This is a genomic window from Photobacterium sp. ABD4_091, from assembly GCF_056160145.1.
The window spans coordinates 142,702-163,252 of sequence record NZ_JBSWWQ010000004.1 but is presented as its reverse complement, the minus strand read 5'-3'; the positions used below and the strand labels follow the sequence as shown (position 1 = coordinate 163,252).

The 20,551-nt window shown below is 45.5% G+C and carries 16 protein-coding genes; 10 read left to right on the top strand and 6 right to left on the bottom strand.

Translation table 11 applies throughout. The features are described 5' to 3' along the window. Window positions 1–334: 334 nt before the first annotated feature. Window positions 335–1,534, top strand: coding sequence for a nicotinate phosphoribosyltransferase (gene pncB, locus ACXAGQ_RS25105; RefSeq protein WP_475257629.1), 1,200 nt, complete (start codon window positions 335–337; stop codon window positions 1,532–1,534). A gap of 89 nt (window positions 1,535–1,623) precedes the next feature. Here pncB and ACXAGQ_RS25100 read toward each other — a convergent pair whose 3' ends face one another. The 4 genes from ACXAGQ_RS25100 to ACXAGQ_RS25085 form a co-directional block, all read right to left on the bottom strand. Next, window positions 1,624–2,286 (bottom strand): lipocalin-like domain-containing protein, encoded by a 663-nt coding sequence (locus ACXAGQ_RS25100; RefSeq protein WP_475257627.1) that lies wholly within the window; start codon window positions 2,284–2,286, stop codon window positions 1,624–1,626. 212 nt (window positions 2,287–2,498) lie between these two features. After that, window positions 2,499–4,499: a carboxy terminal-processing peptidase gene (prc, locus tag ACXAGQ_RS25095; RefSeq protein ID WP_475257625.1), complete on the bottom strand. Its 2,001-nt coding sequence runs from the start codon at window positions 4,497–4,499 to the stop codon at window positions 2,499–2,501. A gap of 17 nt (window positions 4,500–4,516) precedes the next feature. Continuing rightward, on the bottom strand, window positions 4,517–5,161 hold the full coding sequence (gene proQ, locus ACXAGQ_RS25090; RefSeq protein WP_475257624.1) for an RNA chaperone ProQ: 645 nt from the start codon (window positions 5,159–5,161) through the stop codon (window positions 4,517–4,519). A 108-nt stretch (window positions 5,162–5,269) separates the two neighbouring features. Next, window positions 5,270–5,728, bottom strand: a complete 459-nt coding sequence (locus ACXAGQ_RS25085) for a GAF domain-containing protein (protein WP_475257622.1) — start codon at window positions 5,726–5,728, stop codon at window positions 5,270–5,272. 43 nt (window positions 5,729–5,771) lie between these two features. Between ACXAGQ_RS25085 and ACXAGQ_RS25080 the strand changes: the two genes are divergently transcribed. From ACXAGQ_RS25080 to ACXAGQ_RS25060, 5 genes are all read left to right on the top strand, one after another. After that, window positions 5,772–7,640 carry an ABC transporter ATP-binding protein gene (locus ACXAGQ_RS25080; RefSeq protein ID WP_475257620.1) on the top strand — a complete coding sequence of 623 codons (1,869 nt, stop codon included), beginning with the start codon at window positions 5,772–5,774 and terminating at the stop codon, window positions 7,638–7,640. A gap of 45 nt (window positions 7,641–7,685) precedes the next feature. Next, window positions 7,686–8,894, top strand: coding sequence for a PqiA/YebS family transporter subunit (locus ACXAGQ_RS25075; RefSeq protein ID WP_475257619.1), 1,209 nt, complete (start codon window positions 7,686–7,688; stop codon window positions 8,892–8,894). Further along, complete coding sequence (locus tag ACXAGQ_RS25070) at window positions 8,863–11,490, top strand: MlaD family protein (protein ID WP_475257617.1); 2,628 nt, start codon at window positions 8,863–8,865, stop codon at window positions 11,488–11,490. Before ACXAGQ_RS25075 ends, ACXAGQ_RS25070 begins: the two co-directional genes overlap by 32 nt. 275 nt (window positions 11,491–11,765) lie before the next feature. Next, the gene (rsmF, locus tag ACXAGQ_RS25065) at window positions 11,766–13,196 is read left to right on the top strand and encodes a 16S rRNA (cytosine(1407)-C(5))-methyltransferase RsmF (protein ID WP_475257615.1); all 1,431 of its coding nucleotides are present in this window, start codon (window positions 11,766–11,768) and stop codon (window positions 13,194–13,196) included. Window positions 13,197–13,690: 494 nt separating this feature from the next. Further along, on the top strand, window positions 13,691–14,278 hold the full coding sequence (locus ACXAGQ_RS25060; RefSeq protein WP_475257613.1) for an FMN-dependent NADH-azoreductase: 588 nt from the start codon (window positions 13,691–13,693) through the stop codon (window positions 14,276–14,278). 140 nt (window positions 14,279–14,418) lie between these two features. Here the strand turns inward: ACXAGQ_RS25060 and ACXAGQ_RS25055 are convergent, their stop codons facing one another. Both ACXAGQ_RS25055 and ACXAGQ_RS25050 read right to left on the bottom strand, forming a co-directional pair. Beyond that, window positions 14,419–15,687: a MipA/OmpV family protein gene (locus ACXAGQ_RS25055; RefSeq protein ID WP_475258068.1), complete on the bottom strand. Its 1,269-nt coding sequence runs from the start codon at window positions 15,685–15,687 to the stop codon at window positions 14,419–14,421. Between the two features lie 249 nt (window positions 15,688–15,936). Then, complete coding sequence (locus ACXAGQ_RS25050; RefSeq protein ID WP_475257612.1) at window positions 15,937–16,245, bottom strand: DUF496 family protein; 309 nt, start codon at window positions 16,243–16,245, stop codon at window positions 15,937–15,939. 513 nt (window positions 16,246–16,758) lie between these two features. Between ACXAGQ_RS25050 and cspE (ACXAGQ_RS25045) the strand changes: the two genes are divergently transcribed. The 4 genes from cspE (ACXAGQ_RS25045) to ACXAGQ_RS25030 all read left to right on the top strand — a co-directional run bounded on the left by cspE (ACXAGQ_RS25045) (window position 16,759) and on the right by ACXAGQ_RS25030 (window position 20,328). Then, window positions 16,759–16,968: a transcription antiterminator/RNA stability regulator CspE gene (gene cspE / locus ACXAGQ_RS25045; RefSeq protein WP_047874816.1), complete on the top strand. Its 210-nt coding sequence runs from the start codon at window positions 16,759–16,761 to the stop codon at window positions 16,966–16,968. A 451-nt stretch (window positions 16,969–17,419) separates the two neighbouring features. Next, complete coding sequence (gene cspE, locus ACXAGQ_RS25040) at window positions 17,420–17,629, top strand: transcription antiterminator/RNA stability regulator CspE (RefSeq protein ID WP_036830632.1); 210 nt, start codon at window positions 17,420–17,422, stop codon at window positions 17,627–17,629. Window positions 17,630–17,863: 234 nt separating this feature from the next. Continuing rightward, window positions 17,864–19,048 carry a histidine kinase dimerization/phospho-acceptor domain-containing protein gene (locus tag ACXAGQ_RS25035; RefSeq protein WP_475257611.1) on the top strand — a complete coding sequence of 395 codons (1,185 nt, stop codon included), beginning with the start codon at window positions 17,864–17,866 and terminating at the stop codon, window positions 19,046–19,048. A 26-nt stretch (window positions 19,049–19,074) separates the two neighbouring features. Next, window positions 19,075–20,328 carry an ATP-binding protein gene (locus tag ACXAGQ_RS25030; RefSeq protein ID WP_475257609.1) on the top strand — a complete coding sequence of 418 codons (1,254 nt, stop codon included), beginning with the start codon at window positions 19,075–19,077 and terminating at the stop codon, window positions 20,326–20,328. Window positions 20,329–20,551: the final 223 nt, after the last annotated feature.

The window sequence follows — 20,551 nt, the reverse complement described above, 5'->3', positions numbered from 1 at the left end:
GTTTCTCAATTGCCATATTTGTCGGTCAATTAACACACAACCAACCTTCGATTTTGCTGGTTGGGCTTTGAAATCTAGCTTATCATCTTTACTATACTTAGCTTACGAGCAGTAATGGTTACCTAATTTACGCTTTACAGCAAGATCACCACGCAAACAATGCGTTAACAGAACACCTTCAAAAAACACAAAATGTCCTCTGTAGGCTTGCCGTTAGTGGCTTTTAGGCGTATCGTACTGCCCCTAATTTTTTCAACGATCTGAAACATTTTGAGACAACCCAGTCTCAAAATAGGGTAAAATCTCCGGATTGCAAAAAACAACCAAACTAGTTATGAATCATTTTGGACACACTGGGATTATCGACTCCCTGCTTGATACTGATGCATACAAATTGCACATGCAGCAAGCCATTTTTCATCAATACCCCAATGTTGAAGCGGTTGCAGAGTTTCACTGCCGAAGCGACGAAGATCTCCGTCCGTACAGCCAAGAGATTCAAGATCAAGTCGATCGACTTGCAGGTCTCTCTTTTTCCCAGGAAGAAATCGAGTTCCTCTCTACCCTTAGCTTTTTCAAGCCTGACTTCCTTGAGTTCCTGAAGTCATTTAAGCTTGATAGCAAACAAGTTCACATTGATACATCAGGCGAACAACTTGCGATAACCATCACGGGGAAGTGGCTTGATATCATTCTATGGGAAGTTCCACTTCTCGCGATCATTTGTGAAGTACGCTGCCAGCGTTGCTACCCAGAAGCAACGGCTGAAGATGCCCTGGGTTCATTGAAACTGAAATTAGCTGAGTTCTATCAGAGAGCCCAAGATGAAAACATTAACCTTGACGCTTTCTCTTTGGTTGACTTTGGCTCACGCCGTCGTTTCTCTCGTCATGTCCAGCATCAAGTGGTTGATTACCTCAAAGACCACATGCCAGAGTTCAAGGGAACGTCTAACTATCACTTGGCTCGTACCCGTGGCCTGACGCCTGTCGGTACCCAAGCCCATGAATGGTTCCAGGCCCATCAGCAGCTTGCTGGTGAGTTGGCTGATTCACAGCAACTTGCGCTCAACCGTTGGCTTCAGGAATACCCTGATTCTCTGGGTATTGCCCTCACCGACTGCATCAACATGGATGCTTTCCTACGTGATTTTGACCTGCGTTTGTCCGAGCGCTTTGTTGGCTTGCGCCATGATAGCGGCGACCCGATTGCCTGGGGCGAAAAAGCCATTGCCCACTACCAGTCACTTGGCATTGACCCGAAAACAAAATCACTGGTGTTCTCGGATAGCCTAACGCTAGACAAAGCATTAACCATTTACAAGCACTTTGCCCACCGCATCAATATTAGCTTTGGCATCGGTACCCAGCTCACTTGTGATTTACCGGGCGTGAAAACGTTGAATATCGTGCTTAAGCTTACAGAGTGCGAAGGCCGACCAGTCGCTAAAATTTCTGACGAGCCGGGAAAAAGTATTTGTCGTGATGAAAACTACCTGTCACAACTCCGACAGGCTTTTAAAATTGTCAGCTAAGCCTGAATAGACAACGAAAAAGCGAGGTATCAACCTCGCTTTTTGTTTGTCCTGTTCGAGCTTTTTTAGCGCGGTGTCGGTAAGCCTGCTTACTCTCTTCTCATTACCGCTTCCATTCCAAATTGCTTATTACTCAGCGTTAGCGTATTGCTGCCCAGACTAAACTGACTATCTTGCTGGCCATCTTCGTATATCAGCACAATGCGGTCGTCTTCAATGAAATAAATGCCACGGTGCTCTTTCTTCTTACCGTTTTTACCTGACACTTCTGCGGAGAACAAAAAATCGGGGCGAAGCGATAATGCAATTTCAGAGACACCGTCTCCCACATCTGTCCCCGAAATTTGAGATGAACGCCAGTTTCCCGGTAGGTTTTCTGGTGCAAGCTTGGTAAAGCGCGCGCCATCTAACAAGAACTGGTTGTAACTTAACATGTAGCTATGCTGCTGCTCAGGTTGTCCGTGTGATAGGAAGGTTACTGTCGTCTCGTCAATATCGTATGTCCCATCCCACTCTTCAACATTGCCGTCCGTTTGGAGAAGGCGGATAACAAATCTGTAGTTGGATTTAAATTTGATATTCATCGCACGGTAATTAGCACCTTCACTTTCAACCCCTTCATCGGTGTTACTGAACCAATACCAATCACCTAGCAGTAAAGGATAATCAAATTCCGTCAAATCTGTCGATTTCGCACTGACAGCAAATGTTGTAAAAAACAGGGTTACAGCGATAATTACATGTTTCAGCATAGCATTCCCCTAAAACTAGAATTGATCATCTACATTTAACCCTAGACGCCAATTGGCTAACCGAGTGTAAAAGTTGAGATAGATCAGTGTTTATCTTTCGCCTGTCTCAGGGCTGAAACAGTAATTATGCTTTAAAGATGATTATGTTAGAACAAATAAAAACGGCACCCAGGGGTGCCGTTTTTTATAGAGGTCTTGCCTATTCTCACAGACTAGCTTTGCGATTTTGCCAAATCAGCGGTAATAGCAACCGCTTCTTCAAGGTAAGCATCAGGGGCTTCGTAGTCTTTTGGCACATCATCCAATGTGGCAAAAGGTTTTTCACCATCGGCCTTCTGACGCTGATTAAGCCTTGCTAGGCGGTCTGCATCATCTTTGTCCTGCTCAGCAATACGCTTATTCTTATTCAAAGAAATGGTATTAATGTCTTTCTCTTCACGGTATTTAGCAATGTCATCTTGGATAAAGCCAAATTCCATATCCTTGCTGATCCGCTGGTCATGCTTCGCTTTCAACGAAGGTAAAACCGTCGAGAAGTTATAGAGCTTCTGATAATCAGCGGCCTTGATACTGTCCCAAGGCAATGCATTATCTTCAACACTCTCACCCGTTTCAGAAGGATCAACCGCTGTCGGGAAAGCCAAATCAGGCACAACACCTAGATTCTGGGTACTACCACCATTAATGCGGTAGAACTTTTGAATAGTATATTGAACATGACCCAAAGGCTTGTCGAACAGATCATAAATGTGGTTCAGTGAACGGTGCTGCTGTACCGTGCCTTTACCGAATGATTGCTCACCAAGAATAACTGCACGTCCATAATCCTGCATTGCTGCTGCAAAAATTTCAGACGCCGATGCACTGTAACGGTTAACCAATACCGTTAACGGGCCATCAAAGTAAACGCGATCATCAGAATCACCATTCACCTTCACCCGGCCGTAACTATCACGAACCTGGACAACCGGACCACTGTTGATAAACAAACCAGTGAGCGCTGTTGCTTCAGTCAGTGCACCACCACCGTTATTCCGCAAATCGATCACGACACCATCGACTTGCTGATCGTTTAATTTCGCCAATTCCTTCTTGGTGTCTTCTGACAAACCCACATAGAAGCTCGGGATCTCAATAACCCCAATCTTCTTGCCGTTTGCCATTTCAACCGAAGATTTCGCGGCACGATCTTCTAGGCGGATTTTGTCACGGACAATTGTGACATCGTAACTTTTGGCGTTATTCCCCTCTGGAAGTATCTCCAGAACAACTTTGCTGCCTTTGGGGCCTTTGATCAGCTGTACGACATCATCTAGTCGCCAACCAATCACGTCGACCATGTCTTTACCGTCTTGCGCGACACCTATGATTCTGTCACCTGCTGCCAGCTTTTTAGAAGCTGAGGCCGGGCCGCCCGCTACCAAAGAGCGAATAACGGTATAATCATCAACCACTTGCAATACAGCACCAATGCCTTCCAAGGAAAGGTTCATTTCAGACTGGAACTGCTCAGCGTTACGCGGTGACAAGTAGCTGGTATGAGGGTCAACCTCTCGAGCAAAGGCATTCATGTAAATCTGGAATACATCTTCACTGTGAGTTTGGGTCAAACGCTTAAGCGCGTTGTTATAACGCTTACCTAAGGTATCTTTGATTTCATCCCATTTTTTACCCGCGAGCTTCAGATTCAACGCATCATATTTTACCCGCTTGCGCCAAATTTCATTGAGCTCGTTACGATCCTTAGCCCAGTCCATTTCGGAGCGGTCTAGCACCATATCTTCATCAACATCAAATGTGATTTCGCGGTCAAGTAATGTAAGTGCGTATTGATAGCGGTCGTAACGACGCTTCAGCAATGTATTGAAAATATCAAAAGCCGCTGATGTGTCACCTCTTTTGAGCTGATCATCTAGCTGCTCTTCCCATTTTTCAAATTGACGAATGTCAGAAGCAGTAAGGAAGCTTTTGTTGAAGTCCAGCATCTCGATATAGCGCGTAAAGACACTGGAAGAAAATTGGTCATCAAGTGAAAACTGCTTGTAATGTGATCGAGTAAAGCGTGAAGCCACTCGTTTACTGGCAGTCGCATGCTGTTTTTCTGGTTCCAGCTGCGGTAGATCACTTAACGTGTATGTTGCCTCTAGGGCTTGTGCTGAAGCTGCTAGCATCATGCCAGCAGCAATCAGTGAGAAACGGAATCGACCTTTCATGCGTCGAGCATTCTCCTTTACGAACGCAGGTGCTCCGCTTTAACTACCATGGTCAAACCATTTGATAGGCGAACACGCACATCGTCCTTATTAATTTCAACGATAGTTGCCGGCATGTTTCCGTTGCCCATGTTAACACTAACGTTCTTGCCAACGACGACTTCATCAGCAGTCAGTGCACGGGTCGTTTCTGCAGGCTTTTTATTTAGCTTAGTCGTTTTTTGTTTTGTGTTCTTTGGTTTAGCAGTTTTTTGACGAATTTTTTTCGCCTTTGCTTCACCATCCTTGCCAGCAGCTGCTTTTGCTTCTGCTTGCTCTTTACGACGCGCACGTACTTTAGCCTTGCTTTCTTCAAGTGCTTGTTTCGCGTGATCTACGTGTTCTTGTTCTAACACACCACAATCGTTGCCATCAAGGTCAACGCGGTTTGCACCCGCTTTTACACCGTGAAGATAACGCCAGGAAGAAGTGTATTGACGCAGAGCGGTACGCAGTTGAGTTTTACTTACTTTAGGGTCTTCGCTTAGACGCTCAGCCAGATCTTGGAAGATACCAATCTTAAGTGGCTTCGCTTCACCTTCAACAGTAAAACATTTTGGGAAACGCTCAGCAATGTAGGCAATGACTTCTTTACTGTTCGTTAGCTTTTCAGAGTTTTCCATGGACTTTCCTGACAAAAGCGAGTTTCCTCGCCGTTAGTACTTTAATCAAAAAGAAATTGTTCCGCTATTATAGTTACCTAACGCTGAAAAACCACCGAAAGCATGCAATTAGAGTCTTTTTTGTAGTTCTTCTAACAAAGAAACTAGTCCATCTTCGTCGGATTGACTAAATCTTGATAAGATTGGGCTATCAATGTCCAATACACCGAACAATTCACCTTTTACCGAGAACGGGATAACAATCTCAGAATTGCTCGCAGCATCACAGGCAATGTGCCCTTCGAACTGATGTACATCCTCAACCCGCTGAACACAGTTCTCGGCAATCGCCGTGCCGCATACACCACGCCCCACAGGGATCCTCACGCAGGCAGGTTTACCCTGGAACGGCCCCAATACCAACTGGTCACCTTTTAGAATATAAAAGCCAACCCAGTTAATCTCTTCTAACTCCATGGCCAGTAACGCACTAATATTAGACATATTAGCAATGAGATCAGTCTCACCCTCAACCAATGCTACCGCTTGTTTCGTCAGCGTTTGGTAATTCACTGATCCAATTTCCATGGCTTACTCCTTTTATAGCCGCTAAAATGGCTTTTTATCAATAATGGGAATCATTATCATTGTGAAAAACGATTCAAACCAAATGATTAACTGGTCTTGGCTATTAAAGCAAGCAAAACATCATCGTCCTCGCTTGATTGCTGCCAATATCATTGCAGTTGTCGCGACTCTTATCAGCGTCCCTATCCCACTGCTGATGCCTCTAATGGTTGATGAGATCCTGCTCGGCAAACCCGCAGGTGGCATCGAGTTTCTGAACCACTTTTTACCTGAGTCGTTACACCAGCCAACCGCTTATATCATGCTCGTGCTGTTGTTTGTTGTCTTGATGCGTGTAGGAAGCCAAGCGCTAAATATCCTGCAAAGCCGCCAATTTACCTTGGTGGCCAAAGATATTACCTACAATATGAGGCAGCATCTGATCGACAAGCTAGGCTGTATCAGCATGCGTCAGTATGAAGAGCTCGGAAGTGGCGGTATTACCTCCCACCTTATTACCGATGTCGAAACCATAGATAAGTTTGTTGGCGACACCCTAAGTCGATTCTTGGTTGGTTTCCTTACCGTTATTGGGACCGCTGCCATTCTTCTTTGGCTAAACTGGCAGCTCGGCCTCTTCATTTTGTTGGTCAACCCTGTTGTCGTGTATGCCTCTAAGCTGATGGGAAACCGGGTAAAAACACTCAAGAAGAAAGAAAACCAGGCCTTCGAGCGATTCCAGCAACGTTTGGTTGAAACGCTTGACGGTATCTACCAGTTGCGTGCCGCGAACCGTGAACGTGATTTCCTTGCCCAGCTAAAATCCAACGCCAATGATATCCGCCACGATGCCGATAAATATGCTTGGCAATCAGAAGCCGCAGGCCGTATTTCCTTCTTGCTGTTCCTCGTGGGCTTCGAGCTGTTCCGGGCGATGGCAATGATCATGGTGCTATTTTCTGATCTGAGCGTTGGGCAAATGTTCGCGGTGTTTGGCTACCTCTGGTTCATGCTCGGCCCGGTTCAGGAACTATTAGGTATCCAGTTCGCCTGGTACAGCGCGTCAGCCGCTATGCAACGCCTCAATGGGCTTATTGCCATTGAAGAAGAAGTACGCCCAGTCCAGAGAGTGAATCCATTCAGCAGTGATCATAGCCTTGATATTGAAGTCAAAAATATCCATTTCGCCTATGATGAAGATAAAGAAGTCCTACGTGGCATGAGCTTGCATATCCCTGCTGGTAAACGGGTTGCATTGGTTGGTTCTTCTGGCGGTGGCAAGTCGACACTGATCCAGCTTCTGCTTGGTATTTACCAAAAAGATGCCGGTGATATCTTGGTCAATGGTCACCCGATAGAAGACGTAAGCTATGAAGCGCTGCGTAACAAAATGGCAGTGGTCTTACAACACCCTGTATTATTTAATGATACTATGCGCCACAACCTTACTTTAGGTGGTGATTACACAGACGAACAGCTGTGGCAGGCACTGGAAATTGCTCAGATGACCGATGTCACCCAACGCCTAACAGAAGGCTTGGATACAGAAATCGGTCGCCAAGGCATTAAACTGTCTGGCGGTCAGCGTCAAAGGCTGGCCATTGCCAGAATGGTGCTAACTAACCCTGAGTTCGTTATTTTGGATGAAGCGACATCGGCACTCGATACTGCCACAGAGGCCGCTTTGCACACAGCACTAAACCAATTTTTGGCTGATCGAACCACGCTGATTGTTGCTCACCGTTTATCTGCGGTTAAACAAGCTGATGTAATCTACGTGCTTGAAGATGGACAAGTAAGCCAAAGTGGGACACACCACGAATTGGTTAACGAAGAAGGCCTGTACCAAACACTGTATGGCTCTGTACAATCAGCTGAAAATCAAAATGATGCAGTTGCGCAAGTACCTGTAGCCAGAATGAACCTAAAATAATAATATAGTGTTCATTTAAAGCCATTTTTAAAGGAATAAACGTTAATGACCACAGCGAGACTATGCCCCGGCTGCGATTTACCTTTGCTGCCGAAAGTCGCTGAACATGGGCAAAGTGCTTACTGCCCGCGCTGCAACACCCGCTTGTACCGTGGTGGTCATTTCCGTTTTTCCAGCGAACTCGCTATCGCCCTTGCCTGTCTGATCCTTTTCATCCCGGCTCATATTTTCCCATTGATCACTATCCGCTTGTTCGGTGTCATGATCCCGGCAACGCTGACCTCTGGTACTTTCTCGCTTGCCCCCAACTTCCCAGTTGTCGCGCTGCTGATCTTATTCTGTAGTTCCATCGCGCCATTATTGGTGTGCGGGTCTGTACTCGGCGCGCAACTAGGCCTGAAATTCCGCCGGATCAAGCTGTTTCGTCGTTCCTTATGGCTTATCGAGCACCTAAAACACTGGGCTATGTTTGATGTTTTCCTGGTCAGCCTTGGCATTTCGTGCTTTAAGGTACAAGATTACGCCGATATCTTCGTAGGCCCTGGGCTTTACTCCTTGGTATTGCTCCAGTTGCTCATTGCCCTGCTCCTTACCCGTATCAGCCTCAATCGTTACTGGGAAGCATGGCAACCTGAGACCGAGCACAAGAAATCCAGCCATGCTCGCCACTGCCATCACTGCCACATGACACAAGACGACCATGAATATTGTGTTCGCTGTGATTTCCCGCTTCACAAACGTATGCCACACTCTATCCAGAAAACGTGGGCTTACTTAATCGCTGCGACGGTATTTATCTTTCCAGCGAACCTATATCCAATTTCTATCTTTCTTAATAATGGCAAACGTGTCGAAGATACCATCTTCTCCGGTGTCGCCTCGCTGGTGAACTCCGATATGCTAGGTATTGCCATCATTATTTTTGTTGCCAGTATTGTCGTGCCTGTAGCCAAAATCCTTGGCCTGACCTTTATCTTGTTGACCATCCAATTCAAGCGCAGCGTCAATCACCTGCAGCGCATGAAGCTTTACCGTTTTATCCAATGGATTGGTAAATGGTCAATGATGGATCTCTTTGTTATTTCGATCATGGTGACCTTAATCGACCGTGATCAATTACTCGATTTTACCCCTGGCCCGGGCGCAATTGCCTTTGGTGTCGTGGTGGTACTGACAATGCTAGCCGCTGAAAGCTTGGATTCTCGTCTGATATGGGACAACTATGAACAACGGACCAAACAACCAACAACCTAAACCGGTCAATATAAAGCGCGACCGCGGGATTTCCCCGCTCTGGATCTTGCCCGTGCTTGCTTTGGTACTTGCCGGATGGCTTGTCTTCAAAGCCGTCAATGAGGCCGGTGAACGGATAAAAATACACTTCAATGATGCAGCTGGCTTGGTTGCCGGGCGGACGACTATCCGCTACCAAGGGCTTGAAGTGGGTATCGTCCGTGACGTCAACTTATCAAACGATTTAAAAAGCATTTTTGTTGAAGCGGATATCTACCCTGAGGCCGTACAGACCCTTCGTAGTGGTACGCGTTTCTGGCTGGTGAAGCCTAAAGCCTCTATTACGGGCATTTCTGGCCTCGATGCCCTTGTCTCTGGTAACTACATTGCATTGCAGCCCGGTGAAGGTAAATTTGCCAATGAGTTCAACGCACTAGACAGCCAGCCAGCAGATACGCCAGTCGGAGAAGGCTTAAAAATTCAGCTGCGCGCACCGCATTTGGGATCTATCAACATAGGTTCGCAAGTGCTCTATAAGAAGATCCCTGTTGGTGAGGTATACAACCATAGCCTGAGCCAGAACAACAAACAGGTTATTATCGATGTCTTGATCAAACCGCAATACGCCGACTTGGTGACAAACAAAAGCCGTTTTTGGAATGTCAGCGGTATGAGCGCCAATATCGGCTTTAACGGCGTCGATGTGCAATTTGAGAGCCTGTCAGCGATGATCAGCGGTGCAATTGCCTTTGACTCCCCAGATAAAGGGTTGCCTATCGAGCCCGATCACCTGTTCCGCCTCTATCCAGACCTGAACACCGCAGGGCGTGGTATTGCGATCACTGTCGACCTACCAGAAAACAGCAACATCAGTACCAGTGGTGCACCGATTGTTTACCGTGGCCTGCAGATTGGTCAGATTTCCGATATCCGGCTAGATAAGGAAAGAGGCACCATTGTCGCCCACGCGGCTATTGAGCCCATGATGAGTGATCTGCTGACCACAGGTTCAAAGATGTTGCTCGAGGAGGCCGAACTCTCCCTTAATGGTGTAAAAAACATCGGCAACCTGTTACGAGGTAACTTCCTTACCCTTATTCCAGGCTCAGGTGAAACCAGTCGGCAGTTTGTGGCGATTAACCAAGATGAGCTTCAGGAGCAACAGCCTGGTGTCGCCTCATTTTCTCTCTATGCGGACGACAGTTATGGTATCAAGCGTGGCACCAAGCTCAAGCACCGGGGCCTGGAAGTTGGCCGGGTCAAGTCAGTCAGGCTGGACGGCACCAAAGTCCGTTTTAACGTGATTGTCCGCCCTGAATACACCCAACTCGTCCGCTCAGGCAGCCGCTTTTATATTGATGGTGGTATCCAGGCAAATTTAAGCGCCCAAGGGCTAGACGTCTCTGTGCCGCCGGCAGATCAATTGATCAGTCAAAGTATTAGCTTTACCAGCTCAGGCAACAGCAAAGTACTTGGCCAATACCCACTGTACAAGAGCCGTCAGCTTGCCAGCTTGGCAGCGGAAAAGGCCAAAGGGTTTGCAACGATTAGCCTTTATGCCGACGAGCTCCCCCCTATTTCAGAAGGTAGCCCAGTGCTATACCGAAATATGGAAGTGGGTGAAGTTTCACGTTACGCCCTCACCCGTGACGGCGTCACGATTAAGCTCAAAATCGACAATAAATATCGCCACCTCATTTCGGCTAACACCGTTTTCTGGAACCGTTCTGGTGTAGAAGTCGATGCAGGACTAGATGGCGTGCAAATTAAAGCGGATCCTATCAGTACTCTGATTAAAGGCGGTATTGCCTTTGACGAGCTAGAAGGTATTTCTGGCCGTAGTGGAAACCGTTATAAGCTCTACAAGAGCTATAAGGAAGCCAAAGATTACGGCCTACTGGTCACCATGATTGCCGCCGATGCAAAAACCATCAAAGTGAATACTGATATTCGTTACCAAGGCGTCAATGTCGGTAAAGTGGTTGAGACTGTGCCTGATTTCGACACCGGTAAGGTCATTGTCAAAGCCCGCCTGTTCCCTAAATATGCTGAGCTGTTGGCAAAAGCGGATAGTCAATTCTGGATTGTCAGCCCGAAAATAAGCATCACCGGCGCCAAGAACCTTGATACCCTGCTCAGCAGCTATATTGCCGTAACGCCAGGCAAGGGCTCATATTCTCAGAGCTTCACCCTTGGCAATGCTCAACTGCAAAACAAAGGGCTGAGTGTGATCTTGGAAACTGAAAAGCGTAACTCTATCAGTGAAGGTACCCCACTGCTGTACCGTGATATCCAAGTGGGTGAAGTGGTAAAAGTCAGCCTTGGCGAACTGGCCGACAGAGTGATTATCGAAGCGCAAGTCGAACAGGACTTCAGCCACCTCGTCCGAACGGACAGCGTATTTTGGAATGTGTCCGGCATCGATGTGACGATTGGCCTGACTGGCGCATCTGTCCAGAGCGGAACAGTAGATAGCCTGATCCGCGGTGGCATTGCTTTCTCAACACCTGAAAGCCAACCGCTTTCTCCGATTGCCAAGAGCAACAGCCACTTCCTGCTGCACAATACCGCCAAACCCGAGTGGAAAACCTGGCGAACAGCCATACCGAAACACTGACCACGAAGGTAAATGCAAAGGTAAAAAAGGAGCAGCAATGCTCCTTTTTCGTATAAGCAGGTAAATTTCAATATATATCTGGGTGGTAGGTCAAATTTTAAAACCTACTCGCCATGGACGGCGAGTTGGAGCTACACGGATGTATTTATGCGCTTTTAAAATTTCGTCCTACCACCCGGAAGAGTTTCAAATAAGGGCTCTATCTCCCTTTCTTTTACCTATCTACCTATAAATGATAGACTTCCGCCCCACTGCTAGATAATCGAGACATTCCCTTGCATCCTAATATCCATATCCCAGACGCATTCATCGAGCAAATTCGTCAAATCATGCCAGCGCACCTGAGCATGGATGAGTTCATCGCTATCTGTAAAACCCCTTTGCGTCGCAGCATTCGCATTAACACCTTGAAAATCAGCATAGAAGACTTTCTTGCCCGTGTGGCCGATAAAGATTGGACTCTCACTCCTGTTCCTTGGTGTGAAACCGGGTTCTGGATTGAACGTGAAGATGAAGAATCGGTCTCGCTAGGCAACACTGCAGAGCACATGGCTGGCCTGTTCTATATCCAGGAAGCCAGTTCGATGATGCCTGTTGTCGCGCTGCTAAAAGACAACGACAGACTAGACTGCGTCCTTGATATGGCCTCGGCGCCTGGTTCCAAAACCACCCAAATTGCCAGTGCGATGAACAAGCAAGGTGCCTTGGTCGCCAATGAACTGGCTGCGAGCCGTATCAAGGTTCTGCACTCAAACCTCCAGCGCTGTGGCGTTTTCAATGCCGCCCTGACTCACTTCGATGGTTGCGTCTTCGGTGGCTGGGCGCCTGAATCCTTCGATTCAATTCTACTGGATGCACCATGTTCCGGTGAAGGTGCCATCCGTAAAGATGATGATGCAATGGCTAACTGGAGCCTAGATTCCGTCGAAGACATCGCTGCTGTGCAACGAGACCTTATCGTCAGCGGATTCCAAGCCCTGAAACCCGGTGGAGTCATGGTTTACTCTACGTGTACGCTAAACCTTAGCGAGAACCAAAAAGTTTGCCGGCACCTCAAAAACACATTCGGAGATGCTGTTGAATTTGAATCGCTCTCTGATTTATTTGATGGTGCAGAGAAGGCACTAACCGAAGAAGGCTTCCTTCACGTTTACCCGCAGATTTTCGACAGTGAAGGCTTCTTCGTTGCACGTATTCGCAAACTTGCTGCTGTTGAATCTCCTGCAGTTAAAAAGCGTAAGGGTAAATTCCCATTTAGCCCTGCGTCAGACAAAGATAGCCAGGCTATTGCTCAAGCATTCAAACAAGATATTGACTTGAATATTCCAGCGGACAGTGAGATCTGGCTGCGTGACAAAGAAGTATGGTTATTCCCAGCAAAACTGCGCAAACTTCTTAGTGAGATCCGTTTCCAGCGTATTGGTATCAAGCTAGCAGAGCAACATAAAAAAGGATACCGCTGGCAGCATGAAGCCATTATGACCCTGGCGACTGGGCAAGAGAAAACCGCTGTCGCCCTTACCGCTGCGCAGGCTAAAGAATGGTTTATGGGCCGCGATATCCGCCCAGAGGATTTATCCGGCAAAGGGGAAGTGATTGTCACTTACCGTGATTATCCAATCGGTATTGGTAAGTGGGTCGGTAACCGCATCAAAAATGGATTGCCACGCGAACTGGTGAGAGATACCAACTTATTTGACATCTAATTCCACATTTTGAGCAAGTAAATTGTAGCTGTAACTACTAGCATTAAGTTACTACAACAGTTTTGGTCGAATAACAGGATATTTTTGTTAAGTATCAGAGATGAATAACATTCTTAGTGGTAAAACTGGCAAATCATACTGCTTGAACTAACATTGAAATTGTAATTGATCTCCATTTACTAACCAGTTAGCGCAAGGCTCTCACGAGCCATTCCCCTAAGCCCGAAACAGGAGTCGTTTCGGGCTATTTTTTGCCTTATACCTTCTGCGATGTCATTCATAATCTGCCGTCCTTTTCGTTCATACCCTAAGCGAACTTTTACCACCCCGCTATAGCGGCCTTATGTAATCTTTTTAAAATTAGATAGTTACCACCATAACATTCCGTTCGATTTTTTCGAATGACTTCACCGATTTTTTCCGCTTTCTTACAATGCTGTCCACTCGTATAGTTAGTTCCAAGCCAAACGGCAATGCATTTCAAGGAGCATACTATGTCAAACGTTCTAGTACTAAAATCAAGCATTCTCGGTGACTACTCACAATCAAACGGTCTTATCGATCACCTGGTTAATTCGATGAGCACCTCCGCTGTTATCGAGCGTGACCTAGCAGCCCAGCCATTGCCAGTCCTAGATGGTGAAATTGCCGGTGGCCTTCGTGGCGGTGATAACCTAAGCGAAAAGCAGCAAGCCGCACTCGCGCAGTCTGATCAGCTGATCGAAGAAATTAAAGCCAGCGACACCATTGTGATTGGCGCACCTATGTACAACTTTTCTATTCCGACCCAGCTAAAGAATTGGTTTGATTTGATTGCACGTGCAGGTGTGACATTCAGCTATACAGAGAACGGCCCCGTTGGTCTACTTACTGGCAAAAAAGTCATTGTCGTAACCACCCGCGGCGGTATGCATAAAGGCGGCGACACGGACATCATGGTTCCTTACCTGAAAACCTTCCTAGGCTTTGTTGGCCTAACCGATGTCGAGGTCGTTTACAGCGAAGCCCTTGCAATGGGCGATGAAATGGCGGCGAAAGGTATTGCCCAAGCGAAGCAAGAGCTAGAGAGTTTAGCGAATTAAATTGGCGCGATAGTACGCCTAGAAAAAATTAGGCAGTGCCTTCTCGCGGCTCTGCCCACATCATTGCCTTACCCATTCTCGCTACTGTGTTTTACTGATGGGTAAGGCTTTTTTGATCTTATCTTTACACTGAAATAGCCTTAAAAATCGAACTGCACATACACCGTGTTGTAGTTACTCCCCCCCTTGATCCGACCAAACTGGGAAGCACTTTCAAAGATAGCCGAGCGATGGTGCAAGCTATAACCTAACCATACTCCGTCCAACGGCTTGTGGTTGAAAACATCGCCCAAGTTCACATCAAAAGAGAAGTCGAGATAGTTCAGTAATTTACTCGGTTCATAACCTTTACGATCCATCTCAGACTGTTCAATGTATGTAATTCGGTTAACATAAGAAAGGCCTTCAGCCACACCAAAGCGCCACTCAACAGGCCAGTTGAAGGTATAATAGGCCTTCACAGCCATGACGTACTCTTGAGTCGAGCTTTGAACATCAGAGCTCCAGTGCCACACAAAACCAGGCGTTAAATATATATCAAGAGGTAAGCCAAATAGTTCATCGGTTAAAGGATGACCATAGAACACGGACGTGAGTTGGTTGTTAAACTCATCTTTCTCTCTATTACCCGAAAATATCTCACCAATATTGGATGGCGTCGCCCAACCATGAGCAATACGGATATATGGTTTGTTGCTGATACTCAATTTTCTTGGCTTCTTGGCATCGTTGAAGAAACCAAAACCAATATATCCCTCACCCTGCCAATCATCACTGACAATGGCTGAGTCCCGAACATTACTATCAAAGTAACGCGCGTAAGCCCCACCTAAAAGATACAGATTTGACGTTACATGGTAACTAAAAGCTGTGCCAACTTTTAGGTCGACCCCCGAATCAATATCTTCAAAGTTAAGGCCATAATAGTAGCTGTTGTAATCACTATCTTTCCAAGTCAAAGAAGCCTTCGGCAGGAATCTCCAATCATTGTATTGATAGTCACCCCCGAGGGTTAGCTGGGAGCTATATCGCCCACTCGGATCTGACAGTATTTCAAAATCGGTATAGTAGCTCTCATCCCATCGGTACTTATACTGAAAACCATAATCAGCCGTGTCGCCGCCTATCTCATTCTGAAAAGAAGAAGGGATATCGATAAAGTGCATCCGAATGAGGGCGTTTACTTCCCAGTCTTGTTCACGGTATAAGTTGAGACCACCTTCAGTACCGTTAATGAATAAACGGTCTCCCTGATAAAACATCATAGGTACAAAGGTTGATACCGTAGAATCCTCGACAACAGTGTCTGTGGCATATGGAATGGTTGCACCACGCATAACCGCAGCGATCCCCCATTTCTGTTCACCATCCCTTTTCTTGCGTAGATCATCCACAGAGATAAAGCCCAAAGGCTTCGCCTCGTCAATAGACGCTGGTTGTTGGCTTTCTGTTTCACCAGCAAGTGCCACCAATGGCAAACAAGCGATGAATCCAAGACATTTAGACAATCAATGACCCTCAAAAATAACCGTAACAATAATAGTAGCTATTAGATACTTATATATACCTGAATTTAAGTACATTATTGTCGTGTCAGGGTAAAAAAAGCATAAAAAAAGCCCGATATTGATCGGGCTTTTATAAAAAGGTTTGAAGAATTACTGCTGAGAAGCGATCTCTGCTTTCTTCAGGTCTTTAACGCTCTTGCTAACTTCACGACGCTCTTTAGAAAGCTCAGCACTGATGATGATGTGGTCATCAACACGGTCTTCGTAATCGCCTTTCATGTTCTCAACGATTTCTACGATCTGATCATGCGTCATATCAGCTTTGATGTAATCAAGTAGGTTTTCAAGCAATTCAACACGCTTACGGTTGTCACGAATTTTACGGTCGTTGTCCAGGATCTCACGCTTTAGCTTGTTCTTACGACGAGTTTGACGAACTAGCTCTAGGATAGTGTTCATTGTTTGTCCTTATATGAATCTACAAAACCTAACTGCCCCCGTTATAGCAGAAAGTTGTATTGCCACTCAAGTCACATTTTGAGCAGTTAAACCAAAACTGGCTGCTTCCTTGACATATTTCAGTTTCAGTAAAGATATCGCCAATGGCTTACAAGCCGCTGCCGAGGAAACTCTTGTCATCACATAGGCATACAACAGATACATCACAAATCGATGAAATCAAAAAGTAAGACTAAGTCAAACTTGTGAGATTATTTCAGTGCCGGTTCAGCTTACTGAAAATCCTGTGAAAGCCCCCACAAAATTCTTATTTTTTTATTTGCAATTAGCCCAATGCTGCCTAATCTTTGAATTGACCAGTAATGTTTGGCGTTGATACAACAGTGACTTCTGAATCGCTTCATCTAGCAATTTTTTTTGCAAGTCCAACTGGAGCAAAAGGATTCAATTGTTACCCGGGTAAGGTTAAATAGTATTGGCATATGTACAGATGTAAGTTATTCAGGAGACAACATGTCTAAAGCAACAGGTACCGTTAAGTGGTTCAATGAAGAAAAGGGTTTCGGTTTCATCACACAGGACAACGGCGGTGCTGATGTATTCGTTCATTTCCGTGCGATCACTGGTGACGGCTTCAAAACGCTAGCGGAAGGACAAAAAGTAAGTTACGAAACTGAACAAGGTCCAAAAGGTTTACAAGCTGCGAACGTGGAAAAAATTTAATTTTTGTTCCCACTTGCATAAAAGGGCTGTTTAGGCCCTTTTTTACTTTCTGATTAATACCTTACTGCCCCCACCAAGCACTGAATTAGAACAACTGTTCTGAAATCGACCTTTCACTCTAATACGCTGCCATATTAACCAAAATCACGATAACCTTTTGTTTAACCATGCTAAACCACTGGTTTTGCTGCCAAATGAATCACACTTTTCAATATAAATATTTAAATTTTAAAGTATTTGCTTGCCAGCCCAGTTCTCGTGTGGCCTAATGTGCTTGGCCTGAAATGCAGACCTATTTATGCAACAAATTGAAATAGAAAACTTCGTTACACCGCTTCACCGAGCGACGTTGTCCTGAAGAGCTCAACATTCTTTTGTCCATAAGTAATTCATTATGATGGCTTAAGTACGCAACAAGCGTTTTTTACATATTTTATTCAGGAGACATCACATGTCTAAAGCAACTGGTATCGTTAAGTGGTTCAACGACGAGAAAGGTTTTGGTTTCATCACTCAAGACAACGGCGGTGCTGACGTATTCGTTCACTTCCGTGCTATCGCTGGTGAAGGTTTCAAATCTCTAGCTGAAGGCCAGAAAGTATCTTTCGACATCGAACAAGGTCAGAAAGGTCCTCAAGCTGCTAACGTTGAGCGCATCTAATTCGCGTTAACGTGAAGAATTTCTAAAGGGTGCCTTCTGGCGCCCTTTTTTGTGTCTTATCTATTGTGCCCGCTTCCTTATAATCACCTCTCCCATCACTTTTTATTCAGTGCGCCCCGCACTACGTAACAATTTTGAAACAAATTAATTCCTTGTCGATAAGAAAGCACCTTTTTACATAGCTTTCACCATACACTGGAGTCAATGTTTCTGCATTCAGGGATTAATGACTACATGGCAGTTCCACGCACCCCACAAACACAATCTATTAAACGCCTTCTCATTTCAGGATCGGTCGCCATCTTTGTCCTTATTTTTGCCTTCTTTGCCACGGTTCATACGATTCACAGCACCTATACCCAACTTCAATCGCTGCAAAGCAGCATACAGTCGGCGTCTAATGGCATGCTTATGATGCGTCGCCATGAAAAAGATTATCTCGCTCGAGTCGACTCACAGTATTTATCGAAAATGGACGAAGCCTATTCTGGTTTGAAGGAGGGCGTCACCGTTATCAACCAAGCAATCGAAAAGCACGGTATTTCTACCGGATATAATGGCCAACAAGCAATAGCTGACATTGATAGCTACCACCAGCAATTCGAAACAATGAGCCACACCGTAAATATCATTTTCGGTGAGCAAGGATCGGGTAATCTTATTGACCAACTAAAAGATCGTGCCCTCGCCTTCGAAGCAAGCCTCATTTATAGCAGTTCGCCAGAACTTGATACGCTTTCGCTCTCTACAAAAGACCTGATGTATCAATTCTTCCGTGATTTTAACGACCAATTACTGCCTCAAATAGAAAGCAACTTACATGCAATCGCTACAGTAATTGAAAGCACCTCGGCACTACAAAACTCATCCACCAGCTTTCGTGCTTTCAGGCAGGCCTTTTACCAGCTTCAGCAAACTTATAAGGCTTTCGGCTATTCACATAATGACGGAATGCACGGTGAGCTCCGCAGCACCATTCATTCTTTGGAAAATACCCTCAATGTCCTGTTTATAGAAACGCCCAAGCAAATTGATCAGGTAATGATTAAATATGAAAATTACAAACGCGCTGTTGCTTTTGGTTTATGCCTCGCCATCATTTTGGTATTGATATACGTAATTAGGCAGACCAATAAACTTGAGCAAGATTTAATCAATGCTCGTGAACATGAAAAGCAGGCCAACAAGGGAAAGAGTGCTTTCCTTGCCAATATGTCCCATGAGATCCGCACTCCGCTAAATGGCATATTGGGGATGACAGAAATTTTATCTGACTCAAAACTAAGTGCGATTCAAAAAGACTACCTGTCAACGATCAATGCCTCGTCGCAAACCCTGCTGATGCTCATTAATGACATCCTTGACCTGTCTAAAATAGAATCTGGCCATTTAGAAATAGCGCCTCATCCTGTGCCCTAAAAGAGATTGTTTTCGATACAGCCGCTTTGATTGCACCTAAGGCCCAGCAAAAAAGCGTTGAGCTAGTGGTTAATATTGAGCCATCTCTACCCGATTACATTAAAGCGGATGAACAAAAAGTCCGCCAGGTATTAATGAACCTGGCTTCTAATGCGATCAAGTTTACCGAATCGGGAGCAATAACCTTCACAGCAAGGCTGTTAAACCAGACGCCATCACATACTGAGGTATTCTTCTCGGTTCAAGATTCCGGGATAGGTATTGAAGAAGATAAGCAAGCGCATATCTTTGAAGAGTTTAAACAAGAGACGAGCCATACATCATCGCAATATGGCGGAACAGGCTTAGGGTTGGCAATCTCAGCCAAAATTGTCGAAATGATGGGGGGTGAAATCCAACTTGATTCACATAAGGGCATAGGCAGCACTTTTTCATTTACTCTGACTTTCCAGAATGACGAGCAAACCATCGACACGGTGCAAAGCCTGCCCATTCTCTACCTTGCCAAAAAACCAAATAATTTGCTTGTTACTGAGATAAAGCGCTTTGGCTATGAAGTGTATGACTACCACTCTGTCGACGCATTACTGGCTGTCGATAACCCCTCTGCTATTGTCCTCATCGACAAGCCAGGTATGCTAAGTGCAACAACGACCAAAATGCCACAGCAGAAGATAGTCTACGTGCGTCAAAATGATGAAGTTGTCCATGAAACGGCTGAAAATGTGGTTGCTCTCGTTACCGCTCCGTTGTTTGGCATGCGCCTGAACAACATTTTAAAAACCGCTTTTGTTAACCACCCAACAGAAGAGGACAGCGAAACAGTCATCGCCCAGCATCACAAAGGCATAGATGAAGAGACTAAGGCCAAACAGCAAACGATTCTGATTGTTGAAGACAATAAAGTAAACCAGCAAGTCGTTTGTATTAACTTAAAGCGAATTGGCTACCACTACCTCATTGCCAATAATGGCCAAGAGACTGTGTCGATATATCAACAGCATCACCAAGATATTGATCTGGTATTAATGGATTGCATGATGCCTGTTATGAATGGCTTTGAAGCAACGCAAGCCATCAGGCAGTGGGAGCAACAGCAGAACTTAGTAAAGTCACATATTATCGCCCTAACGGCTTCCATTCTCGACGATGATATACAGCAGTGCTTCGATAGTGGCATGGACGACTATTTGCCCAAACCTTTCAAGCGTGATGTTTTGATGGAGAAGCTTAAAAAACAAGTTAACTTAAACCATCAAACGGCACTTATCTCTGACTAAGCAGTTATACCAAGCAGGCGAAAGCCTGCTTTTCTATCATTCCCATAGATGCGCTGAAACTTTCTAGCATACCTTTGAGCTTGATAAGCACCTCGACGCTTTCCAGTTGAGTAAAGAGGGTTCTGTCAGGGGGAAGCTTGTTATTACTCTTTAAGAAAACTGGTCATCTAACTAATACAAAGAGTGAAAGACTAATGACATTAACTCTGCAACTGTTGCAGTC